At 38.7% G+C, this 22,145-nt stretch carries 23 protein-coding genes; 11 read left to right on the forward strand and 12 right to left on the reverse strand.

Annotation, left to right across the window (positions count from 1 at the left end; genetic code table 11):
• Nucleotides 1–115 precede the first annotated feature (115 nt).
• From LBYS11_RS13890 to LBYS11_RS13910, 5 genes are all read left to right on the forward strand, one after another.
• Entirely contained in the window at nucleotides 116–862 is a 747-nt protein-coding gene (locus tag LBYS11_RS13890) for an energy-coupling factor ABC transporter permease (RefSeq protein ID WP_048392343.1), read from the forward strand.
• Nucleotides 863–865: 3 nt separating this feature from the next.
• On the forward strand, nucleotides 866–1,138 hold the full coding sequence (locus LBYS11_RS13895; RefSeq protein ID WP_009370241.1) for an energy-coupling factor ABC transporter substrate-binding protein: 273 nt from the start codon (nucleotides 866–868) through the stop codon (nucleotides 1,136–1,138).
• A 5-nt stretch (nucleotides 1,139–1,143) separates the two neighbouring features.
• Complete coding sequence (cbiQ, locus tag LBYS11_RS13900; RefSeq protein WP_103118389.1) at nucleotides 1,144–1,917, forward strand: cobalt ECF transporter T component CbiQ; 774 nt, start codon at nucleotides 1,144–1,146, stop codon at nucleotides 1,915–1,917.
• Entirely contained in the window at nucleotides 1,914–2,750 is an 837-nt protein-coding gene (locus LBYS11_RS13905) for an energy-coupling factor ABC transporter ATP-binding protein (RefSeq protein ID WP_103118390.1), read from the forward strand. The genes cbiQ and LBYS11_RS13905 overlap by 4 nt, the downstream gene beginning before the upstream one ends.
• Nucleotides 2,751–2,897: 147 nt before the next feature.
• Nucleotides 2,898–6,395: a S8 family peptidase gene (locus LBYS11_RS13910; RefSeq protein ID WP_103118391.1), complete on the forward strand. Its 3,498-nt coding sequence runs from the start codon at nucleotides 2,898–2,900 to the stop codon at nucleotides 6,393–6,395.
• Between the two features lie 97 nt (nucleotides 6,396–6,492).
• Here LBYS11_RS13910 and LBYS11_RS13915 read toward each other — a convergent pair whose 3' ends face one another.
• Together LBYS11_RS13915 and LBYS11_RS13920 are read right to left on the reverse strand one after the other, a co-directional pair.
• Nucleotides 6,493–6,933: a GNAT family N-acetyltransferase gene (locus LBYS11_RS13915; protein WP_048392339.1), complete on the reverse strand. Its 441-nt coding sequence runs from the start codon at nucleotides 6,931–6,933 to the stop codon at nucleotides 6,493–6,495.
• A gap of 118 nt (nucleotides 6,934–7,051) precedes the next feature.
• Entirely contained in the window at nucleotides 7,052–8,140 is a 1,089-nt protein-coding gene (locus LBYS11_RS13920; RefSeq protein WP_103118392.1) for a glycosyltransferase family 4 protein, read from the reverse strand.
• Between the two features lie 256 nt (nucleotides 8,141–8,396).
• Between LBYS11_RS13920 and LBYS11_RS13925 the strand changes: the two genes are divergently transcribed.
• Genes LBYS11_RS13925 through LBYS11_RS13935 form a run of 3 tightly spaced genes read left to right on the forward strand, consistent with a single transcriptional unit; the run spans nucleotide 8,397 to nucleotide 10,906 of the window.
• Entirely contained in the window at nucleotides 8,397–8,996 is a 600-nt protein-coding gene (locus LBYS11_RS13925; protein ID WP_016993848.1) for a glycosyltransferase family 2 protein, read from the forward strand.
• Nucleotides 8,997–9,026: 30 nt separating this feature from the next.
• Nucleotides 9,027–10,055, forward strand: coding sequence for a polysaccharide biosynthesis protein (locus tag LBYS11_RS13930; protein ID WP_054549192.1), 1,029 nt, complete (start codon nucleotides 9,027–9,029; stop codon nucleotides 10,053–10,055).
• Complete coding sequence (locus LBYS11_RS13935) at nucleotides 10,052–10,906, forward strand: SDR family oxidoreductase (protein WP_054549191.1); 855 nt, start codon at nucleotides 10,052–10,054, stop codon at nucleotides 10,904–10,906. The genes LBYS11_RS13930 and LBYS11_RS13935 overlap by 4 nt, the downstream gene beginning before the upstream one ends.
• A 47-nt stretch (nucleotides 10,907–10,953) precedes the next feature.
• Here LBYS11_RS13935 and LBYS11_RS13940 read toward each other — a convergent pair whose 3' ends face one another.
• From LBYS11_RS13940 to LBYS11_RS13950, 3 genes are read right to left on the reverse strand one after another with little or no spacing between them, the layout of a single operon-like run.
• A complete protein-coding gene (locus LBYS11_RS13940; protein ID WP_066036236.1) occupies nucleotides 10,954–11,706 on the reverse strand; it encodes an alpha/beta fold hydrolase in 753 nt (250 codons plus the stop codon).
• Nucleotides 11,707–11,730: 24 nt separating this feature from the next.
• On the reverse strand, nucleotides 11,731–12,969 hold the full coding sequence (locus LBYS11_RS13945) for a DNA polymerase IV (protein ID WP_103118393.1): 1,239 nt from the start codon (nucleotides 12,967–12,969) through the stop codon (nucleotides 11,731–11,733).
• 48 nt (nucleotides 12,970–13,017) lie between these two features.
• The gene (locus LBYS11_RS13950) at nucleotides 13,018–14,415 is read right to left on the reverse strand and encodes an aminotransferase-like domain-containing protein (protein WP_103118394.1); all 1,398 of its coding nucleotides are present in this window, start codon (nucleotides 14,413–14,415) and stop codon (nucleotides 13,018–13,020) included.
• Nucleotides 14,416–14,543: 128 nt separating this feature from the next.
• On the opposite strand from LBYS11_RS13950, the gene LBYS11_RS13955 reads away from it, so the two are divergent.
• Nucleotides 14,544–15,707, forward strand: coding sequence for an aminotransferase-like domain-containing protein (locus LBYS11_RS13955; protein WP_048392333.1), 1,164 nt, complete (start codon nucleotides 14,544–14,546; stop codon nucleotides 15,705–15,707).
• A gap of 42 nt (nucleotides 15,708–15,749) precedes the next feature.
• Here the strand turns inward: LBYS11_RS13955 and LBYS11_RS13960 are convergent, their stop codons facing one another.
• Nucleotides 15,750–16,304, reverse strand: a complete 555-nt coding sequence (locus tag LBYS11_RS13960; protein ID WP_054549190.1) for a helix-turn-helix domain-containing protein — start codon at nucleotides 16,302–16,304, stop codon at nucleotides 15,750–15,752.
• Nucleotides 16,305–16,417: 113 nt separating this feature from the next.
• Here LBYS11_RS13960 and LBYS11_RS13965 point away from each other — a divergent pair, with 113 nt between their 5' ends.
• Nucleotides 16,418–17,005, forward strand: a complete 588-nt coding sequence (locus LBYS11_RS13965) for a LysE family transporter (RefSeq protein WP_103118395.1) — start codon at nucleotides 16,418–16,420, stop codon at nucleotides 17,003–17,005.
• Nucleotides 17,006–17,046: 41 nt separating this feature from the next.
• On the opposite strand, the gene LBYS11_RS23980 is transcribed toward LBYS11_RS13965, so the two are convergent.
• From LBYS11_RS23980 to LBYS11_RS13990, 6 genes are all read right to left on the reverse strand, one after another.
• Nucleotides 17,047–17,169: a hypothetical protein gene (locus LBYS11_RS23980; protein WP_004231260.1), complete on the reverse strand. Its 123-nt coding sequence runs from the start codon at nucleotides 17,167–17,169 to the stop codon at nucleotides 17,047–17,049.
• A 318-nt stretch (nucleotides 17,170–17,487) separates the two neighbouring features.
• The gene (gene bioB / locus LBYS11_RS13970) at nucleotides 17,488–18,483 is read right to left on the reverse strand and encodes a biotin synthase BioB (RefSeq protein WP_048392330.1); all 996 of its coding nucleotides are present in this window, start codon (nucleotides 18,481–18,483) and stop codon (nucleotides 17,488–17,490) included.
• Complete coding sequence (locus LBYS11_RS13975) at nucleotides 18,480–19,073, reverse strand: biotin transporter BioY (RefSeq protein WP_048392329.1); 594 nt, start codon at nucleotides 19,071–19,073, stop codon at nucleotides 18,480–18,482. The genes bioB and LBYS11_RS13975 overlap by 4 nt, the downstream gene beginning before the upstream one ends.
• Nucleotides 19,066–20,442 (reverse strand): adenosylmethionine--8-amino-7-oxononanoate transaminase, encoded by a 1,377-nt coding sequence (gene bioA, locus LBYS11_RS13980; protein ID WP_103118396.1) that lies wholly within the window; start codon nucleotides 20,440–20,442, stop codon nucleotides 19,066–19,068. The genes LBYS11_RS13975 and bioA overlap by 8 nt, the downstream gene beginning before the upstream one ends.
• The gene (bioD, locus tag LBYS11_RS13985) at nucleotides 20,423–21,127 is read right to left on the reverse strand and encodes a dethiobiotin synthase (protein WP_103118397.1); all 705 of its coding nucleotides are present in this window, start codon (nucleotides 21,125–21,127) and stop codon (nucleotides 20,423–20,425) included. Before bioD ends, bioA begins: the two co-directional genes overlap by 20 nt.
• Before the next feature lie 191 nt (nucleotides 21,128–21,318).
• Complete coding sequence (locus LBYS11_RS13990) at nucleotides 21,319–21,501, reverse strand: DUF4177 domain-containing protein (RefSeq protein WP_048392326.1); 183 nt, start codon at nucleotides 21,499–21,501, stop codon at nucleotides 21,319–21,321.
• A 139-nt stretch (nucleotides 21,502–21,640) separates the two neighbouring features.
• Between LBYS11_RS13990 and LBYS11_RS13995 the strand changes: the two genes are divergently transcribed.
• Nucleotides 21,641–22,105 (forward strand): hypothetical protein, encoded by a 465-nt coding sequence (locus tag LBYS11_RS13995; RefSeq protein WP_103118398.1) that lies wholly within the window; start codon nucleotides 21,641–21,643, stop codon nucleotides 22,103–22,105.
• Nucleotides 22,106–22,145 lie beyond the last annotated feature (40 nt).

The following is a 22,145-nucleotide window of genomic DNA, read 5'->3' on the forward strand; positions in this document are numbered from 1 at the left end:
ATGAGACTGTTATTTGCTTTTTTAGCTATGCACTTTTCCACCTAAGGAGAAGTGCTTTTTTTAATTACGCACGCAATATTCTAAAAATCTATTAAATAGTTAGGAGGAAAGCTTTTTGAAATTATCATGGTGGAAACTTAGTTATTTTTTACTGGCCTTTTTAATCGTGCCAAAACGTGCCTTTGCCATGCATATCATGGAAGGTTTTTTACCAATCGAATGGGCTATTTTTTGGTGGGTGATCTCTATCCCATTTATCATTCTAGGATTGCGTTCTATTCGAAAAACCATTGATGAAAATCCTGAAACAAAAATGCTTTTGGGGCTTTCAGGAGCCTTTGCCTTTGTGCTATCCGCCCTAAAAATCCCTTCAGTTACAGGTAGTTGCTCTCACCCAACTGGTGTAGGACTTGGGACAGTACTCTTTGGCCCTCTAGCAATGAGTGTAATTGGAACAATCGTTTTATTATTTCAATCTTTATTATTAGCTCATGGAGGAATTACAACTTTAGGGGCTAATGCCTTTTCTATGGCTATTGTTGGTCCTTTTATTGCTTACTTTGTCTTTAAAGGGGCTCAAAAAGTAGGGTTGTCATTTTCACTAGCCATATTCTTTGCAGCTATGCTTGGTGATTTAGGTACATACATTGTGACTTCTGTACAACTAGCACTAGCCTTTCCTTCAGAGGTTGGAGGCTTTATGGCATCCTTTACAAAGTTTGCAGGTATTTTTGCCTTAACTCAAATTCCTTTAGCAGTGAGTGAAGGAATTTTAACGGTCATTGTGATGAATTTCTTGAAAAAATACAATGTTAGCGAATTAAAAACGTTACGTGTTTTCTCAACAAAGGAGGCACATTAACAAATGAAAAAAAATTTATTGTTATTAGCAATTGTTGTGTTGTTAGCCATCATTCCCTTATTCATACAAAAAGGTGCTGAATTTGGTGGTGCTGATGGAGAAGCAGAAGCAGCTATTGGTGAAATCAATGCGGAATATGAACCATGGTTTGAAAGTCTATGGGAGCCACCAAGTGGTGAAATCGAAAGCTTATTATTCGTGCTACAGGCAGCTATAGGAGCTGGCTTTATTGGCTACTTCATCGGCTATATGCGTGGCAAACACAAAGAAGGTTAACCATTATGTTACTCATTGATAAGTATGCCTATCTGAATAAGCTAGCGTCCGTTCATCCGCTAGAAAAAATGATATTTTCACTTGGACTACTTCTCATAACGCTCATCATGAGAGATGAACGACTTTCACTCATTACATTTTTTGTAATGAGTGCTTTTATCATTTTAGGTGCAAAAATTCCGCTTGCATACTACGGCAAATTATTATTGCTACCTAGCTTTTTCTTATTAACAAGTCTCGTATCTATTTTACTTTCCTTTACATCATCAACGAATGCACTCCCTGCCCATATTTGGTCGTTTACATTTAGGAATTGGACTGTCTTTATTGGGAATGCAAGTGTGTTAGCAGCGCAACAGCTGTTCTTTATTGTCCTTGGAAGCATTAGTTGTTTATACTTTTTAATTCTAACCACTTCCGTACAAGGAATATGTTATGTGCTACGACAATGGCGACTCCCCTCTTTATTAGTGGAGCTCGTCGAACTAACCTATCGTTTTATTTTTATGTTTTTAGAAAGTATGCAAAATATACATCTCGCCCAACAAGCACGTCTTGGCTATCATTCACCGATGCAATGGCTACGCTCTGTCTCCATGCTTATTGTGGCATTATTTGTGGAAATGTTTCAGCGTAGCCGAGAGCTCAACAATGCCATGCAATCACGTGGAGGCGATGCCGTCTACTGGCAAGAGATGGGCTCTTATAGCAAGAAAAATTGGCTAGGCATGGCAGCTATTTTACTAGTCCTCATCGTATATGGAGGGTATTTTACATGACAGCATTTTATTTTGAACTCAACCAATTATCTTATGCCTATGCGGATGGTACGAAGGCGTTGTCAGATATTACATTAGACATTCCAAAAGGTAAAAAAATCGCCATACTCGGACATAATGGCGCAGGAAAATCGACTTTATTTCAGCATCTTAACGGTATTTTAAAACCTACAGCTGGGACGATTGTATTCGAAGGCAACGATCTGGAATATAGTCGAAAAGCTTTAAAGGCCCTACGCCAAAAAGTCGGCATTGTTTTTCAGAATGCAGATCATCAGCTTTTTTCAGGGACCGTCAAGCAAGATATAGCATTTGGCCCATTGAATCTCGGCTGGTCTACTGAAAAAACGGAAGAAAAAATAGCATGGGCCGTTGCGCAAACCGAAGTGGAAGATTTGCTTGATAAACCCATTCATTTTTTAAGCGTAGGTCAGAAAAAACGTGTAGCAATGGCAGGTGTTTTAGCGATGGAGCCCTCTGTCCTTTTGTTAGATGAACCAACAGCCGGTCTTGATAATTATTATGCTACACAAGTATTACAATACTTAGCCAAATTAGATGATGGTGAGAGATCCATTTTACTAGCAACCCATGACATACCTCTCGCCTATGAATGGGCAGATCTAATCATTGTTATGGAGGCTGGAAAAATTATTTATAACGGTGATCCAATCACCTTGTTTTATGAAGACGAATTGTTACATCGCGCGCATCTTGAACGTCCATGGATTTTTGAAATGGTCATAGCTTTGCAAAAAAAGAAGCTATTGCAGGAAAATATCAACATCCCTCGTTCCAAGCAGGAGCTACAACAATTAATAGAACAGATCTAAAGCTTTTAACAAGGCTTGGTTTTTTCGTTATACCTACCAAAAGTTAAAATAGCAAAGAAAAATTTTCCTCCATTACGAAACTTTTCTAATCTTTGTCCGTATTAATATAGTCGAGATTTAATTTATAACACCAAGGAGAGATAACAATTGAAAAGTTGGTATAAAAAATCAGTCGCTGTTGTAGCATCTGCTGCACTCATGGTTCCTGCTGCTTCTGCCTTTGCTGAGGCACCTCAGCATAAAGCGAAAAACATGCTGGCAAACAGTGCGAAACAAACAGAGAAGAATGAAGAAAAATGGATGAGTAAGGATACAATTGTTATCAAGCATTCAGGTCTTGATAAAAACGTACATAAAAAAATTGGCTCCAAGGTCATCCGCTCCATTCCTTCATTAGGGTATGATGTTGTACAACTAAATAAGGGCGTATCGATCGAAAAAGCCGTCTCTTACTATTTAAAGCAAAACGGAATATCAAGTGTATCTCCTAGTTACATCTATCATTCTTTTAATAAAGAAGCTGATCCTAAAAAACAAGAGATGTATCATTTAAACTTACTGCAAATGGATAAGGCACTAGAATTAGCAGGCAACCATGATGTCACAGTTGCTGTCATTGATTCTGGTGTAGATTTTAAACACCCCGATCTAAAGTCACAAGTACTCCCACCCTATAATGCAGCAGCACCTGCTAATACTACCTATTCAGGCGATCACGGAACACATGTGGCAGGTATTATCGCCGCAGCAAAAGATAATGGCGTAGGTGGGCATGGGATTAATCCGAATGCAAAGTTACTGCCAATTGATGTATTTAACGGCAAAGAAGGTGCTAATGATTTCATCATTGCACAGGGTATTCTTTATGCAATTGAGCAGGGCGTTGACGTCATTAATATGAGTCTAGGAGGCTATGGTGAATCTCCCCTGATGAAGGAAGCCGTGCAGAAAGCGATTGATAGTGGGATTACAATTGTGGCGGCCGCAGGAAATGAATCGACAGATGAATATTCCTTCCCCGCTTCTTTCGAAGGTGTCATTAGTGTTGGTTCAACAAACGAACGTAACAAACTATCGAGCTACTCCAATTACGGACCATCTGTGGATATTGTTGCACCAGGTGAAGACATTTATAGTACCGTTCATGATGCGAAGAAAGGATCATCTTTTGTCAAGTTTAGTGGAACATCCATGGCTTCTCCTGTCGTGGCAGGTATCGCCTCTCTTCTTAAATCCAAAGACCCATCTTTAAAACCGCATCAAATAGAAGCGATTTTAGAAATGACCGCACAAGATTTGGGCGAGAAAGGCTATGATCTTACTTATGGTCACGGATTAGTTGATCCTGTAAAAGCATTACAATTTGATTTAAATAAATTGCCTAAGCATTATTCAGAGACAAAGGAAGATCGTATTAAGAACGCCAAGATCCTTGCTAAAAATAAGCTAAATACAGAACAGGGTGCTTTTGAACAGCAAGACGAAAAGAAATGGTATAAAGTCGATTTAGAAGAAAATGAATATGCTCAATTAACATTAAAAGGCGCTGACAAATACGACTATGCCTTTGATTTATATTTCTACCCAAATAGCGGGATTGGTGATGTAGAGCCTATCCATGTCAATGATGTTCGCGTAGGAAAAAAAGAAGGTTATCTATTTAAAGCAAATCAAAAGGGAACGCTTGTCATTGGTGTCAAAGATCATAATGGAAGCTATAGTTTAAAAGGCAAATCTACTTACATTTTTACAGCACAAACGACGAAGGACTTGCCAATTGATACAATAGACAAGTCTACGATGGAGCCTATTAAAAAGTTCCCATATAGTACAGCAGGTAAAAACTATACATTACTGTCAAAAGATCAACAACAAGATCAAGATTACTTCACGTTCTCTGTCAAAAAACCGACGACGTTACAATTTGATCTATCGGGAATTCCAGGTGTCACTGCCTCTATGGAGCTTTATCTAAAAGATGACTTTAATCCTGTGCCACCAGAAGAAATCGATCAAGCTGAAAATGATGAAGGTGAAGAAGAAGCCTATCCAATGCAGACCGCTTATGGTACAGCAAAAGGTGAACCGGTTCGTATGATTATCGACGCTGTTCCAGATCAAGAGTACGTTTTAAGTGTATCTAATGAAAGTAATAGCGAGTTTTCTATGGAGATGTTCTTTAGTGGCGGCATCGAAAAAGAAGAAACGATCAGTGAATCGATGATCCCTTACACATTAAAAGGTGAAGTAGTTTCCCTCCCACCTGATGAGGATGGTCTACCTGTAGATGAAGCCATGATCGAAGAAAATGTTCCAGAGAGCCAATTACCGCTTATAGAAAACAACATAAAAAAACGTAATGAAATTGACAGCCTGATGAGTATGTTATTGAATCCTACGGCTTCAGGCAACCTAGAAAATGTTGACCCTATCATTAAGCAGGCAATCCGCTTTGAAATAGGTGACGATCAAAAAGCTTATTTCCAAACAGATTATGATGAGGATTATTTCTTATTTAAAGCGAAGGAAGACGCCCTTTATAGCTTCAGCTTTTTGAAAGGCATGAACCAAATGCCGACAGGTACAGTGTTTGAATATGATGAAGAAACAAAAGAATTAATTCCCGTTTCTTCCTTAACTAATAACCTTGGTATACTGGCACTACTACTTGGTTCAGCTGGTAACGAAGACGATGCAAAGGTCATACCATTGAAAAAGGACAAAACATACGTGGTAGCCGTTGTCAATGCTGGAGAACGATCTGTTGAACCTTATACATTGAAAACAAAGAAAATAGGCGATATTCCAGCAGAGTACAATCCAAACAATCATGAGGAAGCAAAAGCGCTAAAAATTCAACCAGGTACTACTTATAGAGACCACCTGATTTATCAAGATGATGTAGATTATTACTACTATAAGCAACAAGGCAATGATGAAGTCATGAGTCTGCTTCTTTCTTCAGTTCCTTTTACTAATGAACAATTGGCTCAGCTACCTAAAGAACTGCAAAAGGACTTGAAATTTGCAGGAGCTATTATCGAAGATACGAACGGCAATATGAAGATTGATGCCAAAGAAATGGAGACAGAAATTCCATTTGGCTTAGGTGATAATATTCTTGAAATGTTACTTGGAATGATGGGTACAAACGATGTAAATACATCGTTTAAGGCGAAGAAGGATCGAGGCTATTTTATTCTAGTCAACAGCATGGGGCTTGGCCAAGTATCGATTCAGCCTTATACATTAACATTGTTTGATCATAAGCATGTGGATGAAGATGCGGATTCAAAATTAGTAAATGGAGTACCTAGCAAGCCATCTGTTCTTGTGAAAAAGGATGAGAAATGGGTTGCAACGCAATATTTAAATGCAGGTATACCATTTGGTGATAAAGACTATTTTGAATGGAATAACGATCAGAAACGCGAAGTCTTCTTCTCACTCCAAACAGAAAAAGCGTTGGATGGTGTTATTCGAGTGTTAGATGCAAACGGAAAAACCGTCAAAACATTCGATCTTTATGGTGTTGGTGATGCCGAGGTTGGTACGTTGGAGCTTGATGCAGGCAAATACTATATTGAAGTAAGTGAGTTTGATGGCAAAGCTAGCACACAACCCTATACGCTTGAAATAAAATAGTTAGAATTAAAAATATCCCCTAGATCAAAACGATCTAGGGGATATTTATGATCTGAAAGAAGCATTTTCATCCAACGATGAGATTCACCACTTCGGCTTACATAAAATATTTAACATAATTACAATATTCATCTTGCTTCATTTGTAGCTTTTCATAAAGCTTACGTGCATTTACATTATCAGCCGCCGTTTGTAACGTGACATAGCGAGCATACTGTTGCTCACAATAATGAAATACCTTTTCCATCAATGCCTTGCCCACCCCTAGGCCTCTAGCATCTTCTGTTACATAAATATCATTTAAAATATAGGCTCGCTGTAAAGCAATGGACGAAAATGTTGGATATAATTGTGTAAATCCAATTATCTTGTCATCCATCAGCGCGATAAAAATGACGGATTCTTTCAAGGCCAATCGTAATTGTAAAAATGCCTTGGCACTGCTTATATCTGACTCAATTCCATAAAATTGACGATATTCATCAAACAGTTTTGCTAAGTCCTCTAGTTCATCCATTGTTGCTTGTAGTATTTCCATTCTAGTCTCCCCTTGTGTCTACCCATGATTGTCTAGCTTTATAAAACTAGTTTTTATTATATAGGAAATACTGGTATAAAGAAAAGAATACTCCTCTCAATCCAGAAAAGATTCACTTTTATTCACCTAAATAATTGGCAACCTTCTTGACGATCTGCCTCCAATTTAATTCCTTGCGGGCAAATGCTTGAAGCTGGACACAAGTATCTGCCAATAATGATTCCTGTGCTGCAACTTGTTGCAATGTCCGACCTATCGCCTCCCAATCATGTGTAGGATGGATTGTACCAAAACGCTGTTGTTGTGTAATATCAGCAGCACCATCCACATCTGTTGTCACGATATAGCAACCATTTTTAGCTGCCTCCGCAAAGACATGGGCATAGCATTCGACTAAAGACGTTAAGCAAAAAATTTTAGCCTTACGATACTCCTCTTCTAGCTGGACCTTATCAACAATAGGTCCTACCATCGTTACTTGAGCGGCAAACGGATGACTATCTAGTAATAGTCTCAGCTCTTCTTGAAATGAGACTGACATCGGCCCTACTAAACGAAGCTCCCAATCTGGCAGTTGTGCTGCTAAAAATGCCTTGACTGTCAAAATTGTTTGCTTCTCTGGTGCATCCAATCGCCCAACTGTTAGAATTCTATTTTCTTTCTCGTGAAACGGCACTGGCTCTGTGGGGAAATGTTCATAAAAACCATTGGGTATATGTTTAACATCCAATTGTGAAAAGTCTTTGATTGCTGTTTGAATAGATATGCATTCAGAGGTAAGGAGATCACAAAGCTGCAACAACTCTAAAAAATAGGGATAGGTTTTTAATCGATTTAGCCAAAATCGATTAACATCTAATTTCATATAAATTTTGCCATTTGGATTAAAATGCTTATAGGTTTTCAAAATAGCTAAATAGGATGGATAGGGTCCAATAGCAAAGGCAATGTCGATGTCCCTTGCATGCTGGGCTAAATAGGCATTCATATTCACCACATAATCATCTTCAAATGGTACAGACTCAAATTTTACAGTGGGAAAGACTTGTTGAAGTAGAGCTTCATTCATTTCTGTCGTGACAATAGTGACCTCATAGCCTAAATGTTCCCCCAACAAAATAGGCACTAGACACAAATCTTTGAAAATATGGGCATCCGAAAGTTTGTAAGATTCTACGCTACAAATAAATGCTATCCTTTTTGTCATCGTATCCCTCTTTCTAAAAAAAGCGCTCTCGCTAGTTTATGACCTCTCTTGCTAAATGTGCTTATGTTAGTAAATTTTCGTCTTTCTTATGCCATATCTCTAGTAAACATAAAAATTCTATCTAAAAACACTCTCTTAAAAACATCCTAAAATAAGCAATTGCCTACAGTAGCACTACGTCTACGCATATTGTATTAAAGGATCTACTCAGTCACATGGAACAACTCTACTAATGAACATAGAATGGAGGGATCAGATGAAGATTAGTTTTTTATCACCTGCATTTAATAGCGAAGAATGGATCGTAACGATGCTTGATAGTATTCCAAAAGAATATGCCTATGAAATTATTGTGGTAGATGATGGATCTACAGACAATACGCTAGCCATTTTACAGGATTATCAGAAAAACTGTGCAGCTTTAAAAATCATCGTTCACCCAACGAATTTAGGTGCGAGTGTTGCCTACAATCGCTGCATTGCAGAAGCAACAGGAGATTATATAGCCATCATCGATAGTGATGACCACTATTTACCTGCTATTCGCAATGTACTAGCACAAGTGGATGGCACATTTGATATTTACTATTACAACATGATTATTAAAAATGGCTTTGCTTTTATTAAAGATGAATCCAACCGCTATTCCTTACCTGGGCAATTTAAGATTATCAGGAGAAGTTTAATTGGAGATGCGAAATTTACGATACGCAAAGATATTGCAGGAGATTGGGATTTTAATTGTGCCCTGATGGATAAAAATCCGACAAGTAAATATACTAACGAATTTGCTTATTGGTACAACTACCCTAGGGAGAACTCAGAATGTGACCTACATCAAAGAGGATTGAAATAATAGCATGCAGGAGGTGTAACGAACTATACAATGTTTACAGATAAAATATTATTGATTACTGGAGGCACGGGCTCTTTCGGGAACGCCGTATTAAAGCGATTCTTAAATACAGATATCAAGGAAATTCGGATTTTTTCAAGGGATGAAAAAAAGCAAGATGATATGCGAAAACACTATCAGCATACAAAAATTAAATTTTATATCGGGGATGTCCGCGATATTCAAAGCATTCACAATGCGATGTATAATGTTGACTATGTATTTCATGCCGCCGCTCTCAAGCAAGTTCCCTCCTGCGAATTTTTTCCCTTAGAAGCTGTGAAAACCAATATTTTAGGAACAGATCACGTACTAACAGCCGCCATTCAAGCTGGCGTCAAGAAAATCATTTGCCTGTCAACAGATAAGGCAGCGTACCCTGTCAATGCGATGGGTATATCCAAGGCAATGATGGAAAAAACGTTTATTGCAAAGTCACGAATGGTTGACCCTCACCATACCCTAATTTGTGGCACTCGATACGGTAATGTCATGGCTTCACGAGGCTCGGTTATCCCATTATTCATTGAACAAATAAAGGCTGGGAAACCTTTAACGATTACGGACCCTCATATGACACGTTTTATGATGAGCCTTGAGGAAGCGGTAGAATTGGTATTGTACGCATTCTCGCATGCTCAAAACGGGGATATTATGGTGCAAAAATCACCTGCTGCCACAATAGCAAATTTAGCACAGGCTTTACTTGAGATCTTTCAAGCGAACAACGCCATGCAAATTATCGGAACACGGCACGGAGAAAAAATGTATGAAGTATTATGTACGAAAGAAGAAGCGGCAAAAGCTATTGATATGGGCCATTTCTATCGAATCCCCGCGGATAATCGGGATTTAAATTATGGAAAATACCTCGATGAAGGCTCTCCAAAAATTACATTAACGGATGAATATAACTCGAACAATACCCAACAATTAAGTGTGGCTGACATTAAAGTAAAGCTATTAACATTGCCTCTTATACAAGAAGAGCTCCTTCATTGGACAGGAGGAAAACCATGAAATTTTTAGTGCTCGGTGCTACAGGCATGGCTGGTCATACCATTGCCATCTATTTATGTGAACAAGGGCATGATGTAACAACATACTCTCGAACCCCTTTTCCCTATGGCAATAATAGAACAGGTGATGTGACAGACTCCCATTTTTTAAGGTCGCTACTACTAGACAATGAGGTAGATGTCGTCATTAATTGTATTGGTGTTTTAAACAATGCTTGTGAGGCTCATCCTGCCCAAAGTGTTTTACTGAATAGCTATTTACCGCATGCCATTGTATCTCTCCTTGAAAATCGACACACAAAGCTTATTCATCTAAGTACCGACTGCGTATTTTCAGGCAAAAGTGCTCCCTACTATGAAAATAGTGTACTAGACGGGGAAACCTTTTATGACCGCACCAAAGGTATAGGGGAAGTGAATAACGACAAGCACATAACATTTCGTAATTCCATAATTGGTCCTGATTTGAAAAAGGATGGCATCGGACTCTTCAATTGGTTTATGCAACAAAAAAGTCCCGTCTATGGCTATTCGGGTGCTATTTGGACGGGAGTGACAACACTTACTTTGGCTAAAGCCATTGAACGTGCTGCACAACAAGATTTAACAGGACTCTATCATCTCGTCAATACGACAAATATTTCTAAACACGATCTACTGCATCTATTTAATAAGCACTTCTTGAACAACAGTATAAAAATTCTTCCTCATCACGTTGTTCAAATCAATAAAACATTAATAAATACAAGAAATGACTTTTCATTTATTGTCCCTAGCTACGAAGAAATGATGATAGAGATGAAGGAATGGATATTGCAGCATAAACACTTATATCCTCACTATTTTCAATGATCCATACATCAACTCCATTATGGATGACGATTCGTAATGGGGTTCCCCTACCGAATAACTGTCCCTTCAGGTAATTGACCATCCTTAATCCAATTCTCTACAAAGCGATTAAAAAATGCAGGCTGGGCTAATGAGACGCCGTGACCGATGTTCTTCAATAACACACCCTTGCTATTTGGATGACTTCGCACAAGTGCTTTAGCAGATTTTCTCATGTTGCTTTTCTCTTTTTCTCCCACAGTTATTAGAATCTTTCCTTGAGCTTTGTTAAAGTCAGCTGGGATGGAAAACGACATATTTTCTCGCAAAATTTGAATCAATGTATCTACTTTCATCGTGGCACTCTCTTGATAGTAACGCTCAAAATAATCTTCTTGAATGTACAGGGCTTTTGCTTGAAGTTTCGCAAATGTTTTATTTTTTATAAGCGGAAATGACAGCCGAATAAACGGTTGAAGCATCCTTTCTACAGTAGGAGAGGGTATCACGAGCGCACTATTGATGATCGTAAAATCGATTAAACTAGGCTGTAGACTTAGCATTTGAATAGCGATTTGCGCTCCTAAAGAGAAACCAATTACTATAACAGGCTTCCCTTTGGCTTTTTTCTCAATAAGCAGAAGAAGCTCTTTCGCACTTTGTTCAATGGAAAATGGATTGTGTGTCATTAGCTCAGGTATAACACAGTGATAATGGGAAAAATGGTGAACTTGCTGATCCCACATCCACCCTCCAACGCCCCCTCCATGAATAAACATCATGAAAGGATTGTTAGCATCCCCATACTCCTTGTATTGCATAGATACACCTACTTTCATTCTTTCTCATTCATGGTCATCTAAAAAATCTTTACTAAAGCTTGTTTGGGATTGATAGGAGGAACGTTTCCCTAAATCTACACCACGTTTTATAATCCCCTTGCCAAACCGTCCCTCAATTTCATCGACAAGCTTGAGAATCGGTTCATCTTTCGCATGCTCCTGAAAATCAAATATCGATAATTGCTGTGAATAATCTTTACGATCCACCACATTGGAAACCGTTACACCAAGTAATCTTACAGGAGATTCATCCCAATGCTTATCAAATAAAGTACAAGCAATGTCGTAAATTTCATCATAACGATACAGGACATTGGACATTGTTTTCGAACGTGTATGATTATGCCAATCAGCATCCCGAATTTGAATGCTCACAGTTGAACCTGCTAAGCGCTTGGCATCAAGACGCTCCACCACTTTTTTACATAGACCTTCGATTGTTTTATGAAGTGTACGAACATCTGTTACATCTTCTGGTAATGTTGTTGAATTCCCAACGCTTTTCGTATCAAAGATTGCCTCAGGATCGACCATGCGCTGATCCACCCCATTGGCCCTTGCTCGAAGCCGTACCCCATTCTTCCCTAAAATTTGCTTCATTTTAAATTCTTCTGTCTTAGCTAAATCACCTATTGTAAAGATGCCTTGTGCATTTAATTTTTTAGCAGTACTTGCTCCAATCCCATGCATGTTGACAACCTCACGATGCCATAATTGCTGTTCAATATCCCGTATTCGTAGTACGGTAATCCCCATTGGTTTCTTCATATCAGAGGCTGTTTTCGCTAAAAATTTATTCGGTGCAATACCGATGGAACAAGGTAAATCCAGCTCAGCTAAAATGCGCGCTTGTATTTCCTGGGCAATACTTAAGGCATGCCGTTCCTTGCTTAGCTCAGTCACATCCAAGTAGCCCTCATCAATCGAAACAGGCTCTACTAATGGTGTATAGCTTCGAAGAATGGTGAACATTTCTTTAGATGCATGACGATACTTCTGAAAATCTGGAGGTAATAACAATAGCTCAGGACATTTACGCTTCGCTTCATGAACAGTCATAGTTGTATAAATGCCTAGCGCTCTTGCTTCATATGAACAAGTTACTAAAATGCCACGCCGTTCCTTTGGGTTCCCTGCAATTGCGATAGGCTTCCCCTTTAAACTTGGGTCATGTGCTTGCTCCACAGAAGCATAGAAACTGTTCATATCCACATGCAAAATAACACGCCCTTTATATGCCATGTTCATCACCTCGTTTCTTTCTTAGCCTTATTATACGCCCCATAACCTCTAATCAACAAATGCATAATCACCATTACTTTCGAGAAGGTCCTTTAAAATAATTAACGCTTGCTCAAGTTGAGATTCTGGTGCTGCAATGGCTAAACGAACGGCATTGACAGGCTTTGTATTCCCTACGGCAAAACGTTCCGCTGCATAGACTTGTACACCAGCTTTCGAAGCTAACAATTCAAATTGAACACCCGTAAATTTGTCAGGCAATTGGAGCCACCTAAAAATACATTCCTCATCCCCTAATATGTGATAATCCCCTAAATACTGATCGACAAGCGCATTTTGCTGCTTGGCATATGCTCGGTGTTTTTCTAATATCGTTTTGGCAACACCTTCATGGATTAATCGTGCTGCAAGCTCCAGCATGATAGGAGAAACAGAAATGTTGATATTATAGAGCGTTTCCATTATTTTTTTACGTAGCGCAGGCGGTGTCACAAGGAAGGATAATCGTAAACCAGGTGATAGTGTTTTAGATAGGCTAGCAATGTAAATAACCTTATCGGGTGCATAAGAAGCAATTGGAGCAAGCGGTTGCTCCTTGAGAAAGCTATAGATAGCATCCTCGATCACAAGCAAATCCTTCTGTCTTGCCACGTCTGCAATCATTTTTCTTGTTTCTACTGACATCGTATGAGTCGTTGGGTTATGAAAATCAGGGATCACATAGATTCCTTTGATATGCTCATTTTTACAAGCATATAGTAATCCTTCTTTTGTCATTTCACCCTGACATTGTTGGATAGCCACAAGCTGGATACCAAGCATATTTGCAGCTGTTTTAATGCCTGCATAGGTAATTGGATCTGTACCAATGCGGTCGCCTGGCTGAAATAAAGCTGCAAGGGTTCCCACAATGGCATTTTGTCCACCTGCTCCTAGAAGAATAGGCTGGTCTGTTTGAAAATTTACTAGTTCGAGTAGCTTCATCACGGCTTCGTTTTGCCATGCATTGCCCTCAGGTCGTCCATATTGAAATAGCATGCTAAAACTAGGTTCGTTTATCATTTTCTTCATAAAGCGTGTAATATCATCATTAACAAAATTATCTGGTAAAACAGAGCCCATTTCAATGATAGGTGTGGCATGGTTGGTTGGCAGTAACATTTTATTGCTAGCCGCATCTGTTGAAACGAATGTACCGCTGCCAATCGAGGCATAAATTAATCCTTTTTGGCCACAAAGCTTAAAGGCTCTTGTAATCGTACTCAAATTCACATCTAAAAAATCAGCTAATTCACGCTGGGGTGGCAATTTTGTGCCTGGTACTAGCTTTCCATCCTTAATATCTTGTTCTAGCTGATGTGCGATGGCTATATATAACGGAGCAGAAATATTGCTAATATCCGGCTTCCAACTCATTGGATACTCGTCAAATGAATTAATAGGCATTCACTAGGCCCTTCTTTCTCTTAATTTGCATACAATAGTTTAATTGTCTTGCATACAATGATAATATTGTATGCACACGATGACAATGATATAATTTTTAAAAAATCAGAAAAAAAGGACCGATAATTATGCAATATTCTGAAAGAATCTTAAAAACACCATCCTCATTTATTCGAAATATTTTAAAAGTGACAGATGCCGAGGACGTTATTTCCTTTGCAGGCGGGCTTCCAAACCCGATTTCTTTCCCGATTGATGCATTGAGAGCATCCGTAGACCATGCTATTACAGTAAATGGCAGCCGATTATTCCAATATTCATCCACACAGGGTTATGCACCATTGCGTGAATATATTGCCGCGAAATATCAACGTGTCCATGGACTTGATGTACATGCTGACGATGTCTTTATTACTACAGGTTCACAGCAAGCGCTTGAACTAATTGGTAAAGTACTTATCAATAAAGGCGATGGCATTATCATCGAAGAGCCAGGTTACCTAGGGGCTATTCAAGCCTTTACTTTAACAGAGCCAACTTTCCATGGTGTTACGCTAGAAAATGATGGTCTTAACTTAGAAGAGTTAGAGCGTGCTCTACAACAACCAAATGTAAAATTCATTTATACGGTGCCGAACTTCCAAAACCCAACAGGACTCACATATTCGAAAGAAAAGCGTGAGCAAATTTGCGAAATAGTGGCAAAATATGATGTTGCTTTAATTGAGGATGATCCATACGGGGAGCTACGTTTCCAAGGGGAGCCACTTCCATATATCGGTGCTGGAAAATTAGAAAATAGTATTTTACTAGGTTCTTTCTCTAAAACGGTCACACCAGGCATGCGTCTTGGCTTTATTATCACAAAAAACAAAGAGCTATTGCAGCATATTGAAACAGCGAAGCAAGCGTCTGATCTTCATACTAATATTTTTTCACAATATGTTATCTACGATTACTTAGCAAGTAATGATTATACCGAACATGTAAAGAAAATTATTGCTTTATATAAAAATCAGTCGGATGCGATGCTTGATGCTATGCAGGAGTTTTTCCCTGCCCATGTTGAATATACTCGACCTGAGGGTGGCATGTTCATTTGGGCAACAATGAAGGACGGTACACCGGCCCTTGATGTATTCAATAAAGCGATGGAACAAAAGGTAGCCTTCGTGCCTGGCGATCCATTCTACACATCAAAAACGAATGTGAATACAATGCGTCTTAACTATACAAATGCAACACCTGAAGTCATCCGTGAGGGAATTAAACGTTTAGCTAGTATTTTATAAAACGAAAACGTATAAACGCTGTGAAAAGCGTTTATACGTTTTTTAATGTGGATAGTAAATAGTCATACTAAGTCGTGTTACTGTACTACCTGGATTGCTGTATGTGTGTGGACGGTCAGCCTTAAATCGTATGGCATCACCACTTGTTAATCGATAATCCTGCCCCTGTATATGGATGATTAATTCCCCATCAAAAACGGTTATATATTCCTCCGTTCCTTCTCGATGAGCCTCAGCATCTAACGTTCCATTTTCTTTGATTTCAATTGTATATATTTCAAAACGACTATCCTTTTGATAGGGGAAATGAGGATAAACCATATATCGGCCATGATCTTCCTTCAATACTTGAATTTCTTTACCGCGAATAACCTCCGTCTCAGGTTGGGGAGGATGAATAAGCTCTGTAAACGAAACCTTTAATCCATTTGCAATTTTCCAAATTGTTGTCAAAGTTGGACTGGATTCTCCCCTCTCAATTTGACCAATCATCGTTTTACTCACGCCACTAAGCTGAGAAACTTTCTCTAAGCTTAATTTCTCCCTTTCTCGAATTGCCTTTAAATTTCTCGCAAAGACGAGATGAATTTCTTCCATCCAAAAGCCCTCCTTGCATGTACAATATAACGCACGTTTTGTATAATAAAAAGACCGACGTTATACAGTCTATTTCGTGCATTATATCATACAACTTGAAAGAAGGGATTGTTTTGCCTGTATTTTCCTTTTTATTATTTATCATCATTACAAGCTTTACACCTGGCCCTAATAATTTTATGGCGATGGTTTTTGCTAAACAATATGGCTTAGCGAAAACGATTCCATTCTGTTTAGGTGTAGGGATTGGTTTTTTCATCATTATTGGTCTTAGTAGCTTTTTTAACACGATCATGTTAAACATTTTACCTGCCATTGAATTACCCCTAACCATATTTGGTGTAGGCTATATGTTGTACCTGGCTTATAAAATTTTAACAAGCAAAGAAATAGAGGATCACGACAACGAAGAAAAAAAACGAAACCTATTTTTTTTAGGAGCGTTCGTTCAATTTATTAACCCAAAAGGTATTTTATTTGGTCTTACTGTTGTCGCAACTTACATCCTACCCTACTACTCATCCTACATAAGCTATCTACTCTTCTCGTTCTTTTTAGCGCTAATAGGGGTAATCAGTACATTTAGTTGGGCATTATGTGGCTCCGTTTTTCAAAAAGCACTACAGCAATACCGAAAACCATTTAACATGATCATGGCACTATTATTAATGTACAGTGCTGTTTCCATTGTTGTACATTAAAAAACAGCCCTCTGTCGGTAGAGGGCTGCTTTATCAGCAACTTATTTTGTATACGTTAAAACGGCATTTTTCTTGAATTTTGCTAAAGCTTCTGTTGCCTCATTTTTGCTCGCGTACTCAAAAATTCGAACGTCCTTTTTATCAAAAACTGTAATAACCCACATGTGAAAAGCTCCCTTCACTCATTATTTTTGTAATATAACAACCACCAAAATTTGTGATACGACTTATCAACTGTTTTATAACAATTCCTTACTTGATTCTTATTTTACGCTGATTTTTTCAAAAAGAAAGCTTTATGTGAAGGTCTTCACAAACTGTTCAATTTCAAAACGCTTTCATTGAACAATTTGTGAAAACCTTGATTTTATAGGTATATCCACTGCCAGTGAAGTAGGTCTATCCGTCTCTTTTCATCTATAGCCAAAAAACCGTACAAAAGTACGGTTTTTGCTGTAGTAGTAGATTTACATGTCATAAGTTTAACAAAATACTTCTTCTTGTTTATGTGTTAATTCAATTTCGAAGCCCAAATCCTCCAGCATGCGATAATCGCTATTCGCTTCCTGTCCTGCTGTTGTTAAATAATCCCCAACAAAAATACTATTAGCTGCATAGAGACCAAGTGGCTGAAGTGAGCCTAAATTGATTTCACGACCACCCGAAATACGGATTTCCTTTGTCGGATTGATGTAGCGGAATAAAGCTAAAACCTTTAAACAATAACGGGGATTTAAATCCTTTGTCCCTTCTAGCTTTGTGCCATCAATTGCATTTAAAAAGTTTACAGGAATAGAATCAGCGTCCAATTGATGGAGGGCGCGTGCAATATTGACGACATCCTCTTTTGTTTCCTTCATCCCAATAATGGCACCCGAGCAAGGTGAAATTCCATGCTTTTTCACAATCTCTACCGTATTGACACGATCCTCATATGTATGTGAGGTCGTGATGAAGGAATGATGACGTTCCGATGTATTTAAATTATGATTGTAGCGATCCACCCCCGCTTCCTTTAGTTGCTGTGCCTGTTCTTCTTTTAGTAAGCCAAGACAGGCACAAACCTTCAAGCCATACTTTTCTTTTATTTCAGCAACCGCCTCACTCACGACATTGACATCCTTACGTGTTGGCCCACGACCACTGGCTACAATACAATACGTCCCAATCTTATTGTCAAACGCTCGTTTTGCACCTGCTAAAATTTCCTCTTTTGTAATAAATGGGTATTTCTCAATAGGAGCCGTTGATTTAGAGGACTGGGAGCAATAGCCACAATCCTCGGGGCAATATCCGCTTTTGGCGTTCATAATCATATTCAATTTAACTTTTTTACCATAATAATGACGACGAATCGTAAAAGCACCATCCATAAGCTGTAATAGCTCATCATCCTCACTATTTAATATGGCAAGTGCCTCTTCATTGCTAATGATCTTTCCAGCAATAACTTCTTGTGCTAATTGGTAATAATTCATATTACATTCTCCCCCTCTACGTGTGAAAATTTCACATTTCTTGCTGACTGAAATACTTTATACAAGCGCTCAGCTAATAGCGCTGATGTAATAGCTAAGCAAAAATCAGCGACAATACTACTTAAAAAGCCGACAACAAACACATGTGACCAGCTTGACTTCATGTCTAACCAGAAATTCAATGCTACATACAAATAAGGAACAGCCACAGCATAAATAATAACCAGCCCAATAATGGTTGCTGCAATAAAATGCTTTTTCGTCGGCGTCTCAATCCTTTCAATAATGAACCCAATCACATAGGCGGCTAGGGCAAAGCCAATCAGATAACCAAAAGTTGGCTGTAAGACATATGTGATACCACCACCCTGTGTAAAAACAGGTAAGCCTACTAAGCCCACGCTGATATAGACAAGTTGACTATAAAAACCATTCCGACTTCCCAATAAACAGCCTGCTAAAAATACAAAAACAATTTGTAATGTAAACGGTACGACAGGCAATGGAATTTTAACAAAAGCTCCGATTGCTGTTAGAGCAGCAAACATGGCAATCATGACTAGCGCTAATGTTTGTTGTCGCTTACCCACCCTTAGCCCCCCTGTCCTGGAAAAATTGTTCGATTGTCTCTTTCGTTGTATGAATCATAAATGACATTTCCTCTTCAGAAATAATATAAGGTGGCATAAAATACAGAACATTGCCGAGCGGTCTGATGAGTAAGCCTTTCGTTAAAGCCCGTTGATAAATTTGATAGCCGATACGCTCCTCACTTGTGAACGCTTCCTTTGTCCGCCGGTCCTTTACTAGTTCAATCGCTCCCACTAAACCAACTTGTCGGTATTCACCCACATAAGGCATATCACAAAAAGCTTCCATGGCTAACGCTCGCATGTATTGTCCCTTGTGCTGAATCATCTCCATCACTTGTTCCTCTTGAAACATCGTTAATACTTCTAGTGCCACACGACAGGCCAAAGTATTGCCTGAATAGCTATGCGAATGTAAAAAAGCCTTCATTGTTCCGTAATCATCATAAAAAGCGTCATAGATTTGCTCCGTCGTTAAGACAACTGATAAAGGTAAATAACCACCTGTTAGCCCCTTTGATAAACACATAAAATCTGGCATGATGTCCGCTTGTTGACAGGCAAATAATGTACCGGTCCGACCAAAACCTACAGCAATTTCATCTGCAATGAAGTGCACATCATAATGTGAGCACAACGCCCGTAAGCGCTGTAAATAGACAGGTGGGTACATTTTCATACCTGCTGCAGCCTGAATTAATGGTTCAATAATAACTGCCGTGATTTCCTCATGATACGCTTGAAGTTGTTCCTCAACAAATTGACTACATGGTGCATTACAGCTTGCTGGATCTTCCTGAAATGGACAGCGGAAGCAATCTGGCCCTTTGGCACGAACAGTATCTAATAACAGAGGCTGGTAAACTTCATTGTAAAGCCCTACCCCTCCTATGGATAAAGCACCAATAGTTTCTCCATGATAGGCATCCGTCAAGGCGAGAAAGCGCTTTTTTGCTGGTTTCCCCGTCTGCATATGGTATTGAAAGCTCATTTTCAGTGCAACTTCAATAGCAGATGAGCCATTATCGGCAAAAAAGACTTTATGTAATCCCTGTGGTGCTAATGCAGTTAATTTTTCAGCCAATTGTATGGCTGGTTCATGTGTAAAATTAGCAAAGATTGTATGCTCTAATGTAAATGCTTGCTCACTTAAAGCTTGGCTAATACGCGGATTGGCATGTCCAAATAAATTAACCCACCAAGAAGATACAGCATCCAAATAACGCTGATCATGTTCGTCATAAAGCCACACGCCTTGCCCCTTTTTTATGACGATGGGTGGAAATGCCTCATAGTCCTTCATTTGTGAGCATGGATGCCATACATGACGTAAATCTCTTAGCTGTAAATCAGTTAATGCTTGTTTCATAGTTAAAAAACCTTTCAAACAGTGTGGTGTGCGTCATGGCATAATCCATTAGCTGTGACAAATTTTGTAGCTTTGGAATAATCGCATAGGGCAAGGGATGGTACTGTAAAATCGTTTGTATATTATCTTGCTCCATACTGCTACCTGTGTTCCCATTAAACACTATGCCAAGAACGTCAACTTCACGAGAGCGCAATGCCTCTATTGTTAATAATGTGTGATTAATCGTCCCTAGGGATGTCCTTGTAACAAGCACTACTGGCAGCTTGCTACTAACGATGACATCAAGCAGCGTCATCCCATGAGGAGCAGTAAAAGGAACAAAAAGCCCACCCGCTCCTTCACATATCACAACATCATAGGACGCTTGTAATAATTGAATCCGCAATAATAGCTCATTGACATCAATTTGCTGCCCCTCCAGTTGCGCAGCAAAATGTGGCGATGCAGCTTCTCTAAATGAATAGCTATTGAGATGCTCTTGTTGAAGCTTTTGTAAGGAATACTTTTCATACATGGCTGTATCATGATAATAGCCACGACCGTTTTCGTATACCTCTCCTGTTTGCACAGGCTTGTATGGTGAAACTTTCAAGCCTTGTTTTTGTAAATGACACATCAACATGGTGGTGACAATTGTTTTCCCAACATCCGTATCTGTACCGACAACCCAAAAATGTTGCATTGTTAACCTCCCTCTTTTAAGTTAACCATTAACAATATTTAAGTTAACACATATATTTTTGTTTTGTAAATGCTATTTCTATATTTTTCTGAATACACTATTTTTGTTAATAAAAACAGCAAATTTTGTATTAAAATAAGAAAACGCTAAACTCCCACCATTTATGGCAAGAATCTAGCGTTCATTGATAGTCATGATAATAATCTCTCAAAAATGATTTCATAGTCTGTTGGTTTCCCATGACCATTATAAGCAATCGGCAATACTTGCACTAAACGCCAACCTTGCTTCGCGTATTCTTCGATTGTTTTCCGATAGGTAGATTCCTGAAAAAAGCTACCTAAATGTGTTTGTACAAATTTATACTCATACATTCACTCACCCCCTGTAAATCTTTACGTAACTACGGAGTCAGGGTTTCAATAATTAGCAGGTTCTCGCTTTTGAATATTATGATTATTTTAAAGGATTTTAATCTTCACTCGTAGTATTAAACTACATGGGGGTGGTAGTATGTTTGGCATTTTTAAAGAACCAGCGAAGATCATCGATACATATGAACAAGTGCATTCAATTTTAAAATCATTACTTACCTATGAACTAAAAGAATTACCTAATCGTTATGAATTTTGGTATCGTGTGGCCATCCGTCAAGAGGAGTATCGGACATTACAAGCAGAGCATCGGGCAAAAATCTCAATGACTTCTGCCGTAGGACGTTTTCATCAAACACAATATGAAGTGATGACACAGAAATTAGCAAAGTTTGAACGCTTATCCGATATTTATAAACTATTTTGTATTGAAGAAGAACGAGAGCTATTAAACCATCGTCTCTCTTTTCATCAAGAAACGATTGCTGCCATCTATGAGCATGTTCAACATAAAGAGCTTTATACGTACAGTGATAGTGTTCAACAGCAATTTTGGGAGGCCATCCGTGACGATCTACTCCATGCTATCGCACACCTAGATTAATTTTTTAGAGACTTCATTTTCTCATGGGAAATAGAAGTCT

The sequence above is a fragment of the Lysinibacillus sp. YS11 genome (assembly GCF_002896375.1).
Taxonomy (GTDB): domain Bacteria; phylum Bacillota; class Bacilli; order Bacillales_A; family Planococcaceae; genus Lysinibacillus; species Lysinibacillus capsici.